The organism is Thioalkalivibrio thiocyanodenitrificans ARhD 1, assembly GCF_000378965.1.
GTDB lineage: Bacteria > Pseudomonadota > Gammaproteobacteria > Ectothiorhodospirales > Ectothiorhodospiraceae > Thioalkalivibrio_A > Thioalkalivibrio_A thiocyanodenitrificans.
Genome location: NZ_KB900536.1, coordinates 3,374,555 through 3,393,855, shown reverse-complemented (window position 1 = coordinate 3,393,855; position 19,301 = coordinate 3,374,555). Strand labels below are relative to the sequence as shown.

Genomic DNA, 19,301 nt, shown 5'->3' with positions numbered 1-19,301 from the left:
CAAGGGCAAGCCATTCCTTGCCACTTGCCACTTGAGACTTGCCACTCCGCATGGACGTCAGTCCATCCGGTAGTTGGGTGCTTCCTTGGTGATCGTCACGTCGTGCACGTGGCTCTCCCGCATGCCCGCATTGGTCACGCGTACGAAACCCGGCTTGCTGCGCATCTCGTCGATGGTGGCACAGCCCACATAGCCCATGGAGGAGCGAAGGCCGCCCAGCAACTGGTGGATGATGGCGACGATGGTGCCCTTGTAGGGCACGCGCCCCTCGATGCCTTCGGGCACGAACTTCTCCACTTCGCTGTCGTTGTCCTGGAAGTAACGATCGGACGAGCCCTGCTGCATGGCGCCGAGCGACCCCATCCCCCGATAGGACTTGTACGAGCGGCCCTGAAAGAGTTCCACCTCGCCGGGCGCCTCTTCGGTGCCGGCGAACAAACCGCCCATCATGACGCAGTGTGCGCCGGCAGCCATGGCCTTGGACAGGTCCCCGGAGAAGCGGATTCCGCCGTCGGCGATCAGGGGCACGTCGGTATTGCGCAGCGCCTCGCGCACATTGGCCACCGCCGTGATCTGCGGCACGCCCACGCCGGCCACGATCCGCGTGGTGCAGATAGAGCCGGGACCGATGCCCACCTTGACGCCGTCTGCGCCTGCCTTGACCAGGGCCTCGGCGGCCTCCGCCGTGGCGATGTTGCCGCCCACGACCTGCAGGTCGGGGAAGTGCTTCTTGACCCAGGCCACGCGGTCCAGCACACCCTGGGAGTGGCCGTGGGCGGTGTCGACCACCACCACATCCACGCCGGCCTCCGCGAGCGCCGCGACACGCTCGTCGGTGCCGGCGCCAACCCCCACCGCCGCGCCCGCGCGCAGGCGCCCGCGCTCGTCCTTGCAGGCCAGGGGGAAGTCGCTGGATTTCTGGATGTCCTTGACGGTGATCATGCCGCGCAGGTGGAACTTGTCGTTGATCACCAGCACCTTTTCAATGCGGTGCTTGTGCAGCAGGTGCTGAACCTCGTCCTTCTCGGCGCCCTCCTGCACGGTGACCAGACGCTCCTTCGGCGTCATAATCTCGGAAACCGGCGCATCCATGCGGGTCTCGAAACGCAGATCCCGGCTGGTCACGATACCCACCAGATCCACGCCGCGGACCACCGGCACGCCGGAGATGTTGTGGGCGCGGGTGATGGCCAGCACCTCGCGGATGCTGGTGTCCGGAGAGACGGTGACCGGATCGGTGATCACCCCGCTTTCGTACTTCTTGACCAGGCGCACCTGCTGGGCCTGGGCCTCGAAGCTCATGTTCTTGTGGATGATGCCGATGCCGCCTTCCTGGGCCATGGCAATGGCCAGGCGCGCCTCGGTGACCGTGTCCATGGCCGCCGAGACCAGCGGAATATTGAGGGAGATGCCCCGGGTCAGACGTGTGGCGAGATCCACATCCTTGGGCAGCACCGTGGAATGGGCGGGCAGCAGCAGGACGTCGTCGAAGGTGAGGGCTTCCTGTACGATGCGCATAGAACAATCTCGTGAGGAAGTGGCAGGTTAATCGGTCAATTATAAAGGTCGGTCCCTTCCCGGTAAACCGTGGCCGGTGTCCGGCGGACACCGCATGGGTGAACGATGAGGACCCCGACCTGCTGTATCCTGTCCCGACTGCCGCCTGCCTGACCACACCATGCCATGCCCAACCCCGATCCAGAACGCGAGATCTACACGGTAACCGGCCTCAACCGGGCCGTGCAGGGACTGCTGGAGGGCACTTTTCCGCTCATCTGGGTGGAGGGGGAGCTGTCCGGCGTGGCGCGACCCGCCTCGGGGCATGTGTATTTCACGCTCAAGGACCCCAACGCGCAGGTGCGCTGCGCCCTGTTTCGCCAGCGCGCCCGGAATCTGCGCTTCCGGCCCGCCGATGGCATGCAGGTGCTGGTGCGCGCCCGGGTCGGGCTGTACGCCCCCCGGGGCGAATATCAGCTCATCGTCGAGCACATGGAGGAGGCCGGCGACGGGGCCCTGCGCCGCGCCTTCGAGGCGCTCAGGAACCGCCTGGAGGCGGAGGGCCTGTTCGATCCGGCCGCCAAGAAACCCCTGCCCCGTTTCCCCCGCCGTCTCGGGGTGATCACCTCCCCCACCGGCGCGGCCATCCGCGACATCCTCTCGGTGCTGCGGCGGCGATTCCCGGGCCTGCCGGTGCTTGTCTATCCGGTACCCGTGCAGGGTGAGGCGGCGGCGCCCGCCATCGCCCGTGCCCTGAACACGGCATCCCGGCGCGGGGATTGCGACGTGCTGATCATGGCCAGGGGCGGCGGCTCGCTGGAGGACCTCTGGGCCTTCAACGAGGAAGCGGTGGCCCGGGCCCTGCACGACTGCCGGATCCCGGTGATCACCGGTGTCGGCCACGAGGTGGACGTGACCATCGCCGATCTGGCGGCCGACGTGCGTGCCGCGACGCCATCGGCCGCGGCGGAGCTGGTCAGCCCCCCGCGGGACGAACTGCTGCAGCATCTCGAGGGTCGGATCCGCCTGCTCCATGAGCGCCTGGGCCGCCGCCTGCGGGATCAGGCTCAAGCGGTACAGACCCTGGAGCGGCGCCTGCGCCAGCAGCACCCGGAACGGCGCCTGCGGGATCAGGCCCAGCGGGTGGACGAACTGGAGCGGCGCCTTCAACTGGCCCTGGACCATGGTCTGCGCCACCGGGACGCGCGCCTGGCGCACCTCACCGACCGACTGAGCCACCGGTCCCCCGCCCGGTCTCTGGAACGGCTCACCTCCCGGCGCGATCAGTTGGCCCTGCGCCTGCAAGGCGCATTGCGCCGTCGCCTGGATCGTCTGGATTCCCGCCTCTCCGCCGCCGCCCGTGCCCTGCATTCAGTGAGCCCCCTGGCCACCCTGGGCCGGGGATACAGCATTCTCACCGATGTGCAGGGGCAGGTGATCCGGGACGCGGCGCAGGTGGCGGTGGAGGACCGGGTGAACGCGAGGCTGGGCAGGGGAAGGCTTGTCTGCACTGTCGTGCAGAAGGACGCAAACAAGTGGGAAGTATGAATTGGGAAGTGCGAATTGGGGGGACTGTAATTAAATCTGTGTAACTGCTTGTTTCTGTTTATGGTAGCTGAAACGGGAGGCAAGCAGATGCAAGAACAAGAGAAGAAGGAGTTGGCGGCGCGCCTGGCCAAGGGGATCAAGACGGAGAAGGATCTCAGTGATTTCAGCGCTGAGCTGATGAAGCTGGTGGTGGAAACCGCGCTGGGCGCGGAGATGGAGGCGCACCTGGGCTATGCCAAGCACGACCCGGCTGGGCACCACAGCGGCAACAGTCGCAACGGATTCAGCCGCAAGACGCTCAAGGGCAGTCACGGGGAGGTCGAGATTGCCACGCCCCGGGATCGCAACGGCAGCTTCGAGCCGCGGCTGGTGGGCAAGGGCCAGACGCGGCTGACACAGTTTGATGATCAGATCCTGGCGCTCTATGCCCGGGGCATGAGCACGCGCGACATTGTCTCGGCCTTTGAGCAGATGTACGGGGCGCAAGTGTCTGCGAACCTGGTCTCGCGGGTCACCGAGGCGGTGATCGAGCAGGTTGAGGCCTGGCAGAACCGGGTGCTCGACGAGGTCTATCCCATTGTTTTTCTGGATTGTGTGGTGCTCAAGGTGCGCCAGGACCGGCGCATGGTGAATAAATCGATGTACCTGGCGCTGGGCATCAACACCGAGGGCGAGAAGGAGTTGCTGGGGCTGTGGCTGGCCGAAACCGAGGGGGCGAAGTTCTGGCTCTCGGTGCTCACCGAGCTTCAGAACCGGGGGGTCAAGGAGATCTTCATCGCCTGCGTGGACGGGCTGAGCGGCTTCCCCGATGCCATCGAGGCGGCCTTCCCCCATGCGCGGGTGCAGCTGTGCATGGTGCACATGGTGAGAAACAGCGTGCGCTACGTCTCCTGGAAGGAGCGCAAGGCGGTGTGCCGGGACCTGCGCCAGATCTACCACAGCGCGAGCGCCGAGCAGGCCGAGGCGCAGCTTGCTGCCTTTGAGGCCGTCTGGGGCGAGCGCTATCCCAGCATTGGGCCGATCTGGCGCCGGCACTGGGCACAGGTGATCCCGCTGTTTGATTATCCGCCCGAGATCCGCAAGGTGACCTACACCACCAACGCCATCGAATCGCTCAACAGCGTCATCCGCAAGGCCACCAAGAACCGGCGTGTCTTCCCCAGCGATGCCTCGGCGATGAAGGTGGTATTCTTGGCCGTGCAGAGCGCCTCAAAGCGCTGGACCCGGCCCATCCAGAACTGGAAGGCCGCCATGCATCGATTCGAAATCGAACATGGCGAGCGAATCCGGGCCACTCAGGGATAGGCAGTTACACAAAAAGAATTACAGACTCGAATTGGGGTTTCTTCCCACTTCCCAATTCACACCTCTCACTTCAATCCCCCTTCAGCCCAGGCGCTGCAACCGTTCAACTGTCAGGTACCCCTCCGGCAATTCCGGCCCCTGAAGCACGGTGGCGGGACTGCCCGGCTCCCCGAACTGGTCCAGCACCAGCGTGGCGCCGGTGAAGTCCTCGTCCTTCGTGTAACCGTTCACCGTGACCACCGTGCGCAGACCGGCCCCCAGGGACGACCTGAGCCCGTTGGCGGAGTCCTCGAACGCGAGGCAGGCCGCAGCCGGCAGGTCCAGATGACGGAGCGCGTACTCGAAGATGTCCGGGGCCGGCTTCTTGGCGGGGACCACGTCGCCGGCGGCGATCACGGAGAACCATTCCACCGACTCCCGCCCCAGGGCGGCTTCCAGCAGGTAGACGACATTGGCCGGCGTGGTGGTGGTGGCGATGGCAAGCCGCAGGCCGGCCGCCCGTGCCTCGCCCAGCAGGCGCGCCACGCCGGGGCGAAGCGGAATGGCGCCCGCCTTGAGCATGTCCAGATAGTGGCGGGTCTTGGCCGCGTGCAGGCCGGCGATAAAACCGTCCAGGTCCTCGGGACGACGGAAGGACGGGTTGAAATGATCCAGATAGTAACGGATACGCTCCTTGCCGCCGGTCACCGCCAGCAGCCGACCATACAGGCTCTCATCCCACATCCACCCCAGCCCGGCCTCGTCGAAGGCCGCGTTGAAGGCCACCCGATGGCCATCCCGCTCGGTATCGGCCAGGGTGCCGTCCACATCAAAGATCAATGCACGAAGCTCGCTCATATCCGGACTCCGGAACACCTGGATTTCAGGCGGCAGGACTGTACCACAGCCGTTCATCGGTGTTCATGCAGCTTGCGCCGGGGGGTCAACTCTGTTAATAAAGCACGCTTTTCGGGACTCAGGAGATTGTGACCATGGCCTCCAAGAAGACCACGGCCGCCAAGTCGAACACCACGTTGCTGCCCGTGGGCGGCATTGCGCCCTACAAGGAGAAAAAGGGCGAGTCGTACATGAACAAAGATCAACGGGAGCATTTCCGCACGCTGCTGCTGGCCTGGAAACAGGAGCTCATGGAAGAAGTGGACCGTACCGTGGGCCACATGAAGGAGGACGCGGCCAACTTCGCCGATCCCGCCGACCGCGCCACCCAGGAAGAGGAATTCAGCCTGGAACTGCGCACCCGCGACCGGGAGCGCAAGCTCATCAAGAAGATCGACGAGGCCATCAACGACATCGACGCCGGCGACTATGGCTATTGCGAGGCCTGCGGCATCGAGATCGGCATCCGCCGCCTGGAGGCCCGCCCCACCGCCACCCTGTGCATCGACTGCAAGACGCTGCAGGAGATCAAGGAAAAGCAAATGGCTTAAAAGCAGTGGCAAGTTGCAAGTGGCTGGTCTCAAGGGTTAAAACCAGAGGCGCCTTCCGTTGGAAGGCGCCTCTGGTTTTTGGGGTTCCTTGCCACTTGAGACTTGCCACTTGCCACTCGCCCCATTGCCCCTGAGCACCCGACAACCACTCCGGTATGCGGGGCGATTCGCGCCCTCCCCCACCGGCCCTCTCCACTTCGGCTCCCTGGTGGCCGCGCTGGCCTCGTGGCTGGATGCCCGGCGCCACGGTGGGCGGTGGCTGCTGCGTATGGAGGACCTGGATCCGCCCCGGGAGGTGCCGGGGGCGGCGGATGCGATCCTGCGCAGCCTGGAGGCGTTCGGCCTGCACTGGGACGGGCCCGTGCTCTACCAGAGCACACGCCATGAGGCCTACCGGGACACCGTGGCGCGATTGCGGGCCTCGGGGATGGCCTACGACTGCGGCTGCACCCGGCGCGAGGTGGGGAAACTCGGCAGGCCGGGGCTGGACGGCCCCGTCTACCCGGGCACCTGCCGCAACGGCCTGCCGTCCGGCAAACGCCCGCGTGCCGTGCGGCTGCGCACCTCACCGGGCGAGATCGGGTTCACGGACCGGATGCGGGGCATGGTTCGCCAGGAAGTGGCCCGGGATGTGGGGGATTTCATCATCCGCCGTGCCGACGGTCTGTATGCCTACCAACTGGCCGTGGTGGTGGACGACGCCCACCAGGAGATCACCCACGTGGTGCGCGGCGCCGACCTGCTGGACTCCACACCACGCCAGATCCTGCTCCAGCGCCTGCTGGGCCTGCCCACCCCGGAATACCTGCACCATCCGCTCGTCCTGACCCCGGAGGGCGAGAAGCTCTCAAAGCAGACCCATGCCCCGCCGGTGGACGACGGCGATCCCGTCCCGGCGCTCACGGCTGCCCTGGCATTCCTGGGCGAGCCGACGCCGGAGCGCGGCGAAGCCACGTCGGTGCAAGCGGTGCTGAGGTGTGCCCTATCCGTGTAGGAGCCCGGTCCTCCGGGCGATTTGCCGGACCTCGGCCATCGCCCACGGGAGTGGGCTCCTACCAATTTCCCCTTCCCACTTCCGATTGTGTTGTTACAATCGGTAACACACCCGTCCGTGGGGGTACCGGTGGACAAGACCCTGCTGCTGTTCCTGTTTGGCGTGCTGCTGTTCGCCTCACCGCTGGTGGGCTGGTGGACCACGCCGGGTACCCACTGGCTGACCTCCTATGTCCTGTGGGCCGTCCTGATCGGGCTCATCGCGCTGGTGGTGTATCGCGATGAACGCTGAACTGGCGATCCTCTATGTGGTGGGGGTCGCCTATCTGGCGCTGTTGTTCTTCATCGCCCATGCCACGGAAAAGGGCTGGGTGCCGGAGGTCATTGTCCGCCACCCGCTGGTCTACGCCCTGTCCCTGGGCGTCTACGCCACGTCCTGGAGCTACTACGGCAGCGTGGGCTTCGCCCAGGAACAGGGTTTCAACTTCCTCTCCATCTACCTGGGGGTGACACTCGCCTTCGCCCTGGGACCGCTCATCCTGGCCCCGGTATTGCGCCTGGTACGCGACTACCAGCTCACCTCGCTGGCGGACCTGTTCGCCTTCCGCTATCGCCATCAGTTCACCGGGCTGCTGGTGACGGTGTTCATGCTGGTGGGGATCCTTCCCTACATCGCGCTGCAGATCAAGGCGGTCACGGAGTCCGTCGCAGTGCTCACCCGCGAGGCGCCGCCGCATCTGCTGGCCCTGGGCTTTTGCGCGACCCTGAGCCTGTTCGCCATCCTCTTCGGCGCACGCCACATCACGCCCCGGGAGAAGCACGAGGGGCTGGTGGTGGCCATCGCCTTCGAATCGGCGGTCAAGCTCGTGGCCCTGCTGATGGTGGGTATCTTCGCGCTGTTCGGGATCATGGGCGGGCCCCAGGCGCTGGGCGAATGGGTCGTGCAGCACCCGGAGGCCATCGAGACCCTGTATGCCCCGGTGCGCGAAGGACCGTGGATGACGCTGATGCTGCTGGCCTTCGCGGCCGGATTCCTCCTGCCCCGCCAGTTCCACATGATCTTCGTGGAGAACATGGACCCCCGGGCGCTCCGGCTGGCGGCTTGGGCATTTCCCCTGTTCCTGCTGCTGCTGAACCTGCCCATTCCCCTGATTCTGTGGGCCGGACAGGCGGCGCAGGTGGGCACGGCACCCGATTACTACGTGCTCGGCCTGTCGGTGGAGCACGGCTACGGCTGGGCGCTGTTCACCTTCATCGGCGGCGTGTCCGCCGCCAGCGCCATGATGATCGTGACCACGCTGGCACTGGCCGCCATGTGCCTCAATCACCTGATCCTGCCTGCACGCTACCAGAACCAGGCCCTCCCGAGGCGCAATCTCTACACCTGGCTGCTGTGGGGCCGGCGCATACTGATCGTGCTGATCATCGCCATGGGCTACGTGTTCTACCGGCTCATGGAATTCCACCAGGGCCTGGTGCAGATCGGGCTGATCTCCTTCGTGGCCGTGGCCCAGTTCCTGCCGGGTCTTGCGGGGCTGCTGTTCTGGCCCAGGGCCACCAACACGGGCTTCATCGCTGGGCTGGCCGGCGGCATCACCGTCTGGGTGCTGGCACTGATCGTGCCCCTGCTTCAGCAGTCCGGATTCATGGGCGAAGGCTTCAGCCTGCAGGACTGGTTCAACGCGGCCGACCAGGACCGCTGGGCATTCGCAACCTTCTGGTCGCTGGCGGTGAACAGCGTGCTGTTCGTGGTCGGATCGCTGCTGACCAGGCCATCGCCGGAGGAGACGGAAGCGGCACTGGCCTGCCGCAGGGAACAGGTGGAAGCGCCGCGGGGGCAGCTGGAAGTGCGCAGCGTGCATCACTTCGAGGAGCAGCTCGCCCAGACCGTGGGGCCCCAGACGGCGGCACTGGAGGTGAGCCGCGCGCTGTCGGATCTGGGCCTCAAGCCCACCGAGACCCGCCCGGGCGAACTGCGCCGCCTGCGCGAACGCCTGGAACGCAATCTCTCCGGCCTGATGGGCCCCCTGCTCTCACGCATGATCGTGGACGACCGGCTGCGGGTGGACCCCCACACCCAGATGGCCATCGCCGACAGTCTGCGGTTCGTGGAGGAGCAGCTGGAGCATTCCAATATCCGGCTGCAGGGTCTGGCCGCGGAGTTGGACACCCTGCGCCGCTACCACCGGCAGGTGCTCCATGAGCTGCCCCTGGGGGTGTGCTCACTGACCCCCGACCGGGAGATCATCATCTGGAACACCGCCATGGCGCTGATCTCCGGCATCCCCAGCCAGCAGGCTGCAGGCCGTCGGCTCAAGCAGCTGGGCGAACCCTGGCACGGCATCCTGCGCGCCTTCCTGCACGGCGAGGACCGCCACCTCTACAAGCTGCACATCAACATCCACGGCGCCAGCCGCTGGATCAATCTGCACAAGTCCGCCATCGAGGCCCCGGGCACCCTGAATCCGGGCGCGCTGGCCGGAGGAACGGTGATCCTGGTGGAGGACCTGACGGAGCTGCACAGCCTGGAAAGCGAGGTGGCCCACAACAATCGCCTCGCCTCCATCGGGCGCCTGGCGGCGGGCGTCGCCCACGAGATCGGCAACCCGCTGACCGGCATCGCCTCCCTGGCCCAGAACCTGAACTACGAGCAGGACGAGGCGGAGCGGGAGTTCACCGCACGGCAGATCCTGGAGCAGACCCGGCGCATCAACGATATCGTGCAGAGCCTGGTCACCTTCAGCCATACGGGTGAACTGCCCGATACCGCCCGCACCACGGTGGACCTGCACGCCTGCGTGGAGGAGGCCATCCAGCTGGTACAGTTGAGCGACAGCGCCCGGGACAGAACCTGCGAGAACCGGCTGGCGGAAGGAATGCGCGTCTGGGGCAACTATCAGCGCCTGCTGCAGGTCTTCGTCAATCTGCTGAACAACGCCATCCAGGCCTCCCTGCCCGGAGACCGCGTCCTGGTGCGCGGGGAACTGCGTGGCGACTTCGTCGAGGTCCAGGTGGAGGACGAGGGGGGCGGGATCCCCGAATCCCTGCTGGACCGGCTGTTCGAGCCCTTTTTCACCACCAAGCCTCCGGGCGAAGGCACCGGCCTCGGCCTGTCGGTGGTCTACAGCATCATCCAGGACCATGGCGGTGCCGTGTACGTGGAGAACCTGCCCCAGGGCGGGGCCCGCTTCACACTGCGCCTGCCCATGGACGACACGGAACCCCAGGAAGAACCACGGGAGGAAACGGGTACATGAGACGCATCCACATCGTCGAGGACGAGGCGGTCATCCGGCATGCCCTCAGGCGCCTGCTGGAACGCGAAGGCTACCGGGTGAGCGAGAGCGGCTCGCTGGGCGAGGCGCGCGCCTGCTGTCAGGACGAGTCCCAGGACCTGGTCATCAGCGATCTGCGTCTGCCGGACGGAGAGGGCACCCAGTTGCTGGAGGCCTGCGGCGATACCCCGGTGCTGATCATGACCAGCTACGCCAGCGTGCGCTCCGCCGTGGAGGCCATGAAGCGCGGCGCCGTGGACTACATCGCCAAACCCTTCGACCATGACGAGATGCTGCTGTGCGTGGATCGCATCCTCAAGCAGCACAACCTGGCGCAGGAGAACGCCCGCCTGCGTCTCGACCTGGAGGCGGTCTATCCCGTGCAGGGCATGGTGGGCACCTCGCCGGCCATGCGGGCGGTGTGCGCCACCATCGAGAAGGTGGCCCCCACCGACACCACGGTGCTCATCCGCGGCGAATCGGGCACCGGCAAGGAACTCGTGGCCCGCGCCCTGCACGAGAAGAGCCCCCGCGCCGGAGCGCCCATCATCGCCGTCAACTGCGCCACCATGCCCGAGGGGCTGGTGGAATCGGAGCTGTTCGGCCATGAGAAGGGCGCCTTCACCGGGGCCGCCCAGGCCCACCGGGGCCTGGTGGAGGCCGCCGACGAGGGCACGCTGTTCCTGGACGAGATCGGAGAACTTACGCCCGCAGCCCAGTCACGGCTCCTGCGGGTGCTGCAGGACGGCGAGATCCGCCGCGTGGGCGCCACCGGCAGCCGCAAGGTGGATGTGCGCCTGGTGGCCGCCACCCACCGGGACCTGGAGCAGATGGTCCGCGACGGGCTGTTCCGGGAAGACCTGTACTACCGGCTCAAGGTGATGGAGATCCAACTGCCGCCCCTGCGCGAGCGCCGCGAAGACATCCCCGAACTCGCGCGCTTCCTGCTCGCCAAGGCCTGCCAGCGCCTGCGCCGCACGGAGCCGGAGCTCACCGACGCCACCCTGGCTGCCCTGGGGCGGCACGACTGGCCCGGCAACGTGCGTGAACTGGAGAACGCCATCGAGCGGGCCGTGATCCTGGCCGACGGTGCGCCCATCACCCCGGAATTCCTCGCCCTGCCGGGTCATGAGATCCCCGCCAACGATTCTCCGGAACTCAGTCTCGACGAGTACTTCCGGCGCTTCGTGCTGGACAACCAGGGGCACATGACCGAAACGGAACTGGCGCGGCGGCTCGGCATCAGCCGCAAGGCACTGTGGGAACGCCGCACCCGCATGGGCATCCCGCGGTCGGCGGCAAAGAGCGAGGGGTGAGGCGCGTTAGGCGTTAGGCGTTAGGCGTTAGGCGTTAGGCGTTAGGCGTGAAGGGTGAGAGTCTGTAATTCTTTTTGTGTAACTGCCTATCCCTGAGTGTCCCGGATTCGCTCGCCATGTTCGATTTCGAATCGATGCATGGCGGCCTTCCAGTTCTGGATGGGCCGGGTCCAGCGCTTCGAGGCGCTCTGCACGGCCAAGAAAACCACCTTCATCGCCGAGGCATCGCTGGGGAAGACACGCCGGTTCTTGGTGGCCTTGCGAATGACGCTGTTGAGCGATTCGATGGCGTTGGTGGTGTAGGTCACCTTGCGGATCTCGGGCGGATAATCAAACAGCGGGATCACCTGTGCCCAGTGCCGGCGCCAGATCGGCCCAATGCTGGGATAGCGCTCGCCCCAGACGGCCTCAAAGGCAGCAAGCTGCGCCTCGGCCTGCTCGGCGCTCGCGCTGTGGTAGATCTGGCGCAGGTCTCGGCACACCGCCTTGCGCTCCTTCCAGGAGACGTAGCGCACGCTGTTTCTCACCATGTGCACCATGCACAGCTGCACCCGCGCATGGGGGAAGGCCGCCTCGATGGCATCGGGGAAGCCGCTCAGCCCGTCCACGCAGGCGATGAAGATCTCCTTGACCCCCCGGTTTTGAAGCTCGGTGAGCACCGAGAGCCAGAACTTCGCCCCCTCGGTTTCGGCCAGCCACAGCCCCAGCAACTCCTTCTCGCCCTCGGTGTTGATCCCCAGCGCCAGGTACATCGATTTATTCACCATGCGCCGGTCCTGGCGCACCTTGAGCACCACACAATCCAGAAAAACAATGGGATAGACCTCGTCGAGCACCCGGTTCTGCCAGGCCTCAACCTGCTCGATCACCGCCTCGGTGACCCGCGAGACCAGGTTCGCAGACACTTGCGCCCCGTACATCTGCTCAAAGGCCGAGACAATGTCGCGCGTGCTCATGCCCCGGGCATAGAGCGCCAGGATCTGATCATCAAACTGTGTCAGCCGCGTCTGGCCCTTGCCCACCAGCCGCGGCTCGAAGCTGCCGTTGCGATCCCGGGGCGTGGCAATCTCGACCTCCCCGTGACTGCCCTTGAGCGTCTTGCGGCTGAAGCCGTTGCGACTGTTGCCGCTGTGGTGCCCGCCCGGGTCATGCCTGGCATAGCCCAGGTGCGCCTCCATCTCCGCACCCAGCGCGGTTTCCACCACCAGCTTCATCAGCTCAGCGCTGAAATCGCTCAGATCCTTCTCCGTCTTGATCCCCTTGGCCAGGCGCGCCGCCAAGTCCTTCTTCTCTTGTTCTTGCATCTGCTTGTCTCCCGTTTCAGCTACCATAAACAGAAACAAGCAGTTACACAGATTTAATTACAGTCCCAAGGGTGATACACATCACCCTTGGACCAACCGGATGGACCGACGCCCCCTCACCCCTCACCCCTCACCCTTCACCCCTCACCCTTCACCCTTCACCCTTCACCCCTCACCCTTCACCCTTCACCCCTCACCCCTTTGAATCTTGAACCTTGAACCTCGCCCTCTCGTTACCTTCCGTAACAGTTCGTTACCCAAGGTAACGACTCCGGGCGGGCTTTTGTAATCAGGTGCCTGATTTTTCAGGGAACACCTTCCGGGCACGGATCATGCTTTTAATGTGAGATCACACGCGAAAGCACCCGAGCCATGAGCGAGCCGCGCCCCAAGACACCGGAGTCCAATCGACAGGCGAGCGTGCTGCTGCCGGTGCTGGAGTTCCTGCGCCGGCATGCACCGTTCGACAGCATGGCCCCGGAACACCTGGAGTTCCTGGCGAAGCGGCTCAAGCTCACCTTCTACGCCCAGGACGAGAAGATTACCGACCCGGACGGCGGACCCGCCTCGCGCTTCTACGTGATCAAGCAGGGGCGGGTGCGCGGCGAGACCCCCAGCGAGGACGAGCAGATCTCGGGCAATGCCTGGGAACTGGTGCCCGGCGAATGCTTTCCCATCGGCGCCCTGCTCTCCCGGCGCCCGGTGCGCACGGTTCACCGGGCCGCCGAGGATACCTTCTGCTTCGAACTGGAGCGCGACGACTTCAACCAGTTGCTCAAGCTCTCGGCGTCGTTCAACGACTTCTGCACCCGGCGCCTGGCCAGCCTGCTGGACCAGGTGCACCGCCAGGTGCAGGCCAGCGCCGCCACCGGGCTGGGGGGCGACACCTCGCTCAACATCACCCTGGGCGAGCGCCTGCGCCGGGAACCTGTCACCTGCCTGGTCAGCACGTCGATTGCCGGCGCATTGCGTGCCATGCAGGACGAGCGTGTCGGCAGCATCATCGTCACCGACGAGGACAGTCGTCCCCTTGGCGTATTCACCCTGCGCGACCTGCTCGCCCGGGTGTCCCTGCCCGGCCTGAGCCTCGACGAGCCCATGGAGAAGGTGATGACGCCCGGTCCCATCACCCTCCCGCCATCGGCCTTCGCCTTTGAGGCAGCGATGCTCATGGCCAAGCACGGTTTCCATCACATCTGCGTGGTGGAGCGCGGGCGGCTCACCGGGGTGATCTCGGAGCGGGACCTGTTCACCCTGCAGCGGGTGGGCCTGGTCAATCTCAGCAAGACCATCAGCCGTGCGGAAGACGTCGAGAGTCTCGCCGCCCTGGAAGGCGACATCCATCAGCTCATCTCCCAGATGATCGCCCAGGGCGTGCAGGTGGACCAGATCACTCAGATCATCACCCTGCTCAACGACCACATCACCCGGCGCGTCATCGAGATCTGCGCCCGGGACTTTCCCAAGCCCTCGGTGCCGTTCACCTGGATCGCCTTCGGCAGCGAGGGGCGCCAGGAACAGACCCTCAAGACCGACCAGGACAACGGCATCCTGTTCGAGCCGTCCGAGGGGCTGTCCGCGGACGCGATCCGCGAGGAACTGCTGCCGCTCGCCCGGCGCATCAACGAGGCCCTGGACCAGTGCGGCTACCCGCTGTGCAAGGGCAACATCATGGCCAGCAACCCCGAGTGCTGCCTGAGCGCGGATGAATGGCGCGAGCGGTTCACCCGCTGGGCCGACCACGGCACCCCCGAGCACCTGCTCAAGGCCAGTATCTTCTTCGACTTCCGCACCATTGACGGCGATGCCCGGCCGGTGGAGGCACTCAGGGACTGGCTCGCCGAGCGCGTGGCGGACAACCCCCGGTTCCTGCACCAGATGGCCGCCAACGCGCTGCGCAACCGCCCGCCCCTGGGGCTGGTGCGCGACTTCGTAGTGTCGGACAACGGCGAGCACCCCAATACCATCGACCTGAAGCTGCACGGCCTGACGCCCTTCGTGGACGGCGCCCGGATCCTCGCCCTGGCCCACCGGATCAAGGAGACCTCCACGCTGGCGCGGATCAATGCCCTGGCGAAGGAGCATCACGTGCCGCACGCCGAGGCGGAGGCCTGGACCCATGCCTACGCCTACATCCAGCTGCTGCGCATGCGCCACCATCGGGAGCAGGAATCCCACGGCGAGGAGCCCAGCAACCGCGTCAATCCGGACAGCCTCAATGAACTGGACCGCCGCATCCTCAAGGAGGCGTTCCGCCAGGCACGCAAGCTGCAATCGCGCATCTCCCTGGACTACCAGCTATGAGCTTCCTGCACGCACTGTTTCAGTCCGCGCCGGACATCGACCCGGACCTCGAGGCCCGGGTCGGCCGGTGGCGTGCCCTGCCTGAACCCGCCCCGCACATCCGCATCGACGATGCGCGCTTCGTGGTGATCGACGTGGAGACCACCGGTCTGGACGTGCACAAGAGCGAGCTGCTGTCCGTCGGGCTGGTGCCCGTGTATATGGACGGTGCCGTCCTGGGCGGGCTCACGGAGATCCTGATACGCCGGGAGAACAACGGCTTCAGCAAGGAGAACCTGGTGGTGCACGGCATCACCCCCACGGAATCGGCCTCCGGCGTGGACACCGAGGAGGCCCTGACCCGGGTGCTTGAGCATGTGGAGAAGTCCTGGCTGGTGGCCTTTCACGCCGACTTCGACCGCGCCATGCTCGGGCGTGCCGTGCGCCGGCACCTGGGCGTAAAGCTCAGCAACACGTTCCTGGACATGGCGTGGCTGCTGCCCGGCCTTTTCACGGAATCGACGAAGGATCTGCAGGGCCTGGACGACTGGCTGGGGCACTTCGGCATCCCGGCGCCCGCCCGGCACCGGGCCTCCGGGGATGCGCTGGTGACCGCGGAACTTCTGCTCATGGCGCTTGCCGAGGCGCGCCGTCAGGGCATCCGGGATGTCAGGGATCTCGTAAAGCTCGCCGTTGCGCAGTCCAAGTTACACGGTTTCATGCGGCATTGACCGCCGCGCGGTCGGGCCGGATACGAAAGCACGTTTCAATCAACAAAGTCATCAAGGGGGGAGTCGAGTTCAACAGTGAAAACACATACAGGAGCAATCCACTGAATAACACGGATTTGTTGGATCGCCAGGGACGTTCGATACGAACGTCCAGTTCAACAATCACCGCAGAGGAAGGAGACAACTCATGGCGCTAGACATCGCACAAAGAGATGCGTACTGGTCGAGGACGAGAAACCTGATGATCGTGCACCTGGTCATCTGGTTCTTCTTCTCGTACATCATTCACGCGTTCGCGGTACCGCTGAACAACGTCAGCTTTTTCGGCTGGCCGTTGGGCTATTACTTCGCCGCGCAGGGATCACTGGCCATCTTCGTGATCCAGCTCTTCCTGTTCAACTTCCAGCAGGAAAAGATCAACCGCGACTTCGGCGTAGCCGAAGACGTGGAATAAGGGGGGAAAACCAATGGCATTCTTCAGCTTCGAGGGGAAGGATTTCATCCAGAACCTCCCAAAACTGTACGGGGTGTACACGGGGGGATTCCTCGCGTTCTTCGCCCTGATGGCGTTCTTTGAGAGCCTGGGCATGGGCCCCGACATGATCGGTATCCTGTTCGTGGCCTTCACCATCGCCATCTACGCACTCATCGGGGTGCTATCGAGAACCATGCAGGTGGACGCCTACTACGTGGCGGGCCGCCAGGTGCCGCCGGTGTTCAACGGCATGGCGACCGCCGCGGACTGGATGTCCGGCGCCTCGTTCGTGGCGTTGGCCGGCGGCGTGTTCATGGGCGGTCACGGTTATCTCGCCTTCGTGGTGGGGTGGACCGGCGGCTACGTGCTGGTGGCAACCCTCATGGCGCCCTACCTGCGCAAGTTCGGCTGCTACACCGTGCCGGACTTCATCGGCACCCGCTACGGCGGCAAGACCGCGCGGCTCTGTGCCGTGCTGGTACTGGTGGTGGCATCGTTCACCTACGTGACCGCGCAGATCAACGCCACGGGCACCATCGCCGCCCGCGCCCTGAACATCCCGTTCGAGTTGGGTGTGTGGTTCGGTCTGGCCGGCATCCTGGTCTGCTCCATGCTCGGCGGCATGCGCGCGGTGACCTGGACCCAGGTGGCACAGTACATCGTGCTGATCATCGCCTACCTGATCCCGGTGTTCTGGATGTCCATCGTGCAGGGCTTCGGTCCGCTGCCGCAGTTCCAGTACGGACCGGCCGTCTCCCGCATCATGGAGCTGGAGCCGCTGGTCGGCGTGGGTACTCTCACGGCGACGGATTCCGTGCCGGGGCTGGCTACCCTGACGACACTGCATGCCACACCGGGGGAAGGGGCCATGGCGGCCTGGAAGTTCATCACCCTGGCCATGGCCATGATGGTGGGTACGGCCTCGCTGCCGCACATCCTCATGCGCTACTTCACCACGCCGTCGATCCGGGCCGCCCGCAGTTCCGTGGCCTGGTCGCTGTTCTTCATCTTCCTGCTCTACTTCACCGCACCGGCCCTGGCCACGTTCAGCAAGCTGCAGATGCTGGATCCGAACCTGCCCACGGCCATCATCGGTCAGCCTATCGAGTCTGTCATGGCGCTGGAGTGGATCCAGAGATGGTCGGCGATCGGCATGCTGGCGATCGTTGACTCCAACGGCGACGGTATCCTGCAGATCAACGAGTTCTTCATCCGGGCCGATATCATCGTGCTGGCTACGCCTGAAATGGCCGGCCTCCCGTATGTGATCTCCGGTCTCGTTGCTGCGGGTGGTCTGGCTGCCGCCATGTCCACGGCCGACGGTCTGCTGCTGGCCATGGCCAACGCCATCTCCCACGATCTGTACTACAAGATCATCGACCCGAAGGCCGAGACCAGGAAACGCCTGCTGGTCGCCCGCTTCCTGCTGCTGATTATCGGTGCGGGCGGTGCGCTGGTGGCGTCTCTGCAGCTCACGGGTATCCTGGGAGCCGTGGCATGGGCCTTCTGTTTCGCCATGTCCGGGCTGTTCTTCCCACTGGTGCTCGGCGTGTGGTGGAAACGTGCCAACCGGCAAGGTGCCGTCGCGGGCATGCTGGTGGGACTGGGTGTGGGATCCTGGTACCTGTACATGGTCTACACCGGTGCCATGCAGCCCTGGATCGGCCTTGACCACCTGCGCTTCGGTATCGTGGGTGCGCCGGCAAGCCTGATCGCCATGATTGTGGTATCTTTGATGACCGCCGAGCCTGATGCAGAGCAGCAGGCCATGGTCGACGAGGTCCGCATTCCCAGTGGCGAAACCATCATTCCCAGCAAGCAGTAACCGCTGGTAAGCCATTGACCGGGGTGGGCTTCGCCCACCCCGGTTTTTTTTTGTCTGATCACCGAACGGGAACTACAAGAGGACACCTTCCATGACCGGCTTTCCCATGGACGCCATTCCTGTCTGGGTCCTCCTGCTGGACTACGTTCTGGGCGTGGTCATGTGGACCCTGATCGGGCGCTCCGGCATGAACCTGTTTCTACCGGAAACCAGCAACTTCTTCTTCATGCGGTTCTTCGTGCGGGTCACGAATCCGCTGCTCAGGCTGTTCAGGCCCATCACCCCGGAATTCCTGATTCCGATCTTCGTGCCGCTCTACGTGGCCTGGTTCTTCTTCATGATCCGCTTCTACCTGATGCCCTGGCTGCTGGGTTATTCGGTCATGGGCATGCTCTCGTTCCCCCTGGAGAGCGAGATCGGACAGGGCGTCGCGCATCTGATCGGATTGATCCTGAACTGAACGAGGCGGGGGAGATCGGCCCGCGGGAACGCCGGCCGGTGTTCAGCCGGCGCCAGCCTCGCGCACGGCGGACAGAACCGCGTCGGCATCGAGATGCTTGCGCAGATCCCGGCGCACCTCCTGCCAGTGAAAGCGCACCGAGTTTCTCACGATCTCGTCATCGAGCTGCTTGAGCTCCTCCACGATGGGCGCATAGCGCACCAGGGCGGCAGGACTCTCGGAGAACGGCCCCTCGCCGTCCGTCACCTCATGCCAGTCGCACTGCCTCACCCGTGCCCGGACCCGTTCCGCATGGGCCGGGAACTCCCCGTCCGCATCCTCGGGAACGCCGTTATCCTCGAGAATGGCCTGGAGCATGTCCTGCATGAACGGACCCACGTCGACCGGTGAGCCGGGGGCGTGCCGGCGAAGCATGCCGCCCGCGTACACGGTGAGATCCGACAGGCATGCCAGCCACATATGCCACTTGGCCCCGTTGATCGACGCCACGAACACGTCGTCGTCGAACAGTTCCGGATAACGCATACCGGCACGTGTGCGCAGGTAGCCATACAGGGACGTTTGCGCGATGTAGCTCGCCCGGGTCTCCAGGAAGCGCCTCAGGCTGTCCGGGTCGTTCACCGGCTCCGGACGACGCCGGAGCCCGGCGACCAGGTAGTCATGGAGGGTCCGCCAGAGGTCGGAGATTCGCGAAAACAGGGGCGTCTGCGAGTGCGTGCCGGAGGCCATGGGTTCAGGGTTTCCGCGATGGATTGAATCGGGTCCGCCCACCGGCGGCCGCAATGCTGGACCGTAGCGGCAACGCCTCTCCCCGTCAAGCAAAGCGCATCAACGGCCCCCGGGCCCTGAGCCCCTGCGCGAG

General features: G+C 65.2%; 16 protein-coding genes. 12 read left to right on the top strand and 4 right to left on the bottom strand.

Features of this window, described 5'->3' with window-relative positions:
- Nucleotides 1–57: 57 nt before the first annotated feature.
- Complete coding sequence (gene guaB / locus THITHI_RS0116090) at nucleotides 58–1,518, bottom strand: IMP dehydrogenase (protein ID WP_018234128.1); 1,461 nt, start codon at nucleotides 1,516–1,518, stop codon at nucleotides 58–60.
- Nucleotides 1,519–1,683: 165 nt separating this feature from the next.
- Here guaB and xseA point away from each other — a divergent pair, with 165 nt between their 5' ends.
- On the top strand, nucleotides 1,684–3,045 hold the full coding sequence (xseA, locus tag THITHI_RS0116085) for an exodeoxyribonuclease VII large subunit (protein ID WP_018234127.1): 1,362 nt from the start codon (nucleotides 1,684–1,686) through the stop codon (nucleotides 3,043–3,045).
- Between the two features lie 87 nt (nucleotides 3,046–3,132).
- Nucleotides 3,133–4,350, top strand: coding sequence for an IS256 family transposase (locus tag THITHI_RS0116080; RefSeq protein WP_018231858.1), 1,218 nt, complete (start codon nucleotides 3,133–3,135; stop codon nucleotides 4,348–4,350).
- Between the two features lie 81 nt (nucleotides 4,351–4,431).
- Here THITHI_RS0116080 and THITHI_RS0116075 read toward each other — a convergent pair whose 3' ends face one another.
- Nucleotides 4,432–5,187, bottom strand: a complete 756-nt coding sequence (locus tag THITHI_RS0116075) for an HAD family hydrolase (RefSeq protein ID WP_018234126.1) — start codon at nucleotides 5,185–5,187, stop codon at nucleotides 4,432–4,434.
- Between the two features lie 134 nt (nucleotides 5,188–5,321).
- Here THITHI_RS0116075 and dksA point away from each other — a divergent pair, with 134 nt between their 5' ends.
- From dksA to THITHI_RS0116050, 5 genes are all read left to right on the top strand, one after another.
- A complete protein-coding gene (gene dksA / locus THITHI_RS0116070; protein WP_018234125.1) occupies nucleotides 5,322–5,777 on the top strand; it encodes an RNA polymerase-binding protein DksA in 456 nt (151 codons plus the stop codon).
- Nucleotides 5,778–5,886: 109 nt separating this feature from the next.
- Nucleotides 5,887–6,771: a tRNA glutamyl-Q(34) synthetase GluQRS gene (gene gluQRS / locus THITHI_RS0116065; protein ID WP_332252182.1), complete on the top strand. Its 885-nt coding sequence runs from the start codon at nucleotides 5,887–5,889 to the stop codon at nucleotides 6,769–6,771.
- Nucleotides 6,772–6,900: 129 nt separating this feature from the next.
- On the top strand, nucleotides 6,901–7,062 hold the full coding sequence (locus tag THITHI_RS20875) for a hypothetical protein (RefSeq protein ID WP_198005622.1): 162 nt from the start codon (nucleotides 6,901–6,903) through the stop codon (nucleotides 7,060–7,062).
- Nucleotides 7,052–10,027 carry a sensor histidine kinase gene (locus THITHI_RS0116055; RefSeq protein ID WP_018234122.1) on the top strand — a complete coding sequence of 992 codons (2,976 nt, stop codon included), beginning with the start codon at nucleotides 7,052–7,054 and terminating at the stop codon, nucleotides 10,025–10,027. The genes THITHI_RS20875 and THITHI_RS0116055 overlap by 11 nt, the downstream gene beginning before the upstream one ends.
- Entirely contained in the window at nucleotides 10,024–11,361 is a 1,338-nt protein-coding gene (locus THITHI_RS0116050) for a sigma-54-dependent transcriptional regulator (RefSeq protein ID WP_018234121.1), read from the top strand. Before THITHI_RS0116055 ends, THITHI_RS0116050 begins: the two co-directional genes overlap by 4 nt.
- An 86-nt stretch (nucleotides 11,362–11,447) precedes the next feature.
- On the opposite strand, the gene THITHI_RS0116045 is transcribed toward THITHI_RS0116050, so the two are convergent.
- On the bottom strand, nucleotides 11,448–12,665 hold the full coding sequence (locus THITHI_RS0116045; protein ID WP_018231840.1) for an IS256 family transposase: 1,218 nt from the start codon (nucleotides 12,663–12,665) through the stop codon (nucleotides 11,448–11,450).
- A gap of 372 nt (nucleotides 12,666–13,037) precedes the next feature.
- Here THITHI_RS0116045 and THITHI_RS0116040 point away from each other — a divergent pair, with 372 nt between their 5' ends.
- From THITHI_RS0116040 to THITHI_RS0116020, 5 genes are all read left to right on the top strand, one after another.
- Complete coding sequence (locus THITHI_RS0116040; RefSeq protein ID WP_018234120.1) at nucleotides 13,038–14,969, top strand: putative nucleotidyltransferase substrate binding domain-containing protein; 1,932 nt, start codon at nucleotides 13,038–13,040, stop codon at nucleotides 14,967–14,969.
- Complete coding sequence (locus THITHI_RS0116035; RefSeq protein ID WP_018234119.1) at nucleotides 14,966–15,679, top strand: 3'-5' exonuclease; 714 nt, start codon at nucleotides 14,966–14,968, stop codon at nucleotides 15,677–15,679. The genes THITHI_RS0116040 and THITHI_RS0116035 overlap by 4 nt, the downstream gene beginning before the upstream one ends.
- 187 nt (nucleotides 15,680–15,866) lie before the next feature.
- Complete coding sequence (locus tag THITHI_RS0116030) at nucleotides 15,867–16,133, top strand: DUF4212 domain-containing protein (protein WP_026186430.1); 267 nt, start codon at nucleotides 15,867–15,869, stop codon at nucleotides 16,131–16,133.
- Between the two features lie 13 nt (nucleotides 16,134–16,146).
- Complete coding sequence (locus tag THITHI_RS0116025) at nucleotides 16,147–17,979, top strand: sodium:solute symporter family protein (RefSeq protein WP_018234117.1); 1,833 nt, start codon at nucleotides 16,147–16,149, stop codon at nucleotides 17,977–17,979.
- 91 nt (nucleotides 17,980–18,070) lie between these two features.
- On the top strand, nucleotides 18,071–18,439 hold the full coding sequence (locus THITHI_RS0116020; protein ID WP_018234116.1) for a hypothetical protein: 369 nt from the start codon (nucleotides 18,071–18,073) through the stop codon (nucleotides 18,437–18,439).
- Between the two features lie 42 nt (nucleotides 18,440–18,481).
- Here THITHI_RS0116020 and THITHI_RS0116015 read toward each other — a convergent pair whose 3' ends face one another.
- Entirely contained in the window at nucleotides 18,482–19,168 is a 687-nt protein-coding gene (locus tag THITHI_RS0116015; RefSeq protein WP_018234115.1) for a hypothetical protein, read from the bottom strand.
- Nucleotides 19,169–19,301 lie beyond the last annotated feature (133 nt).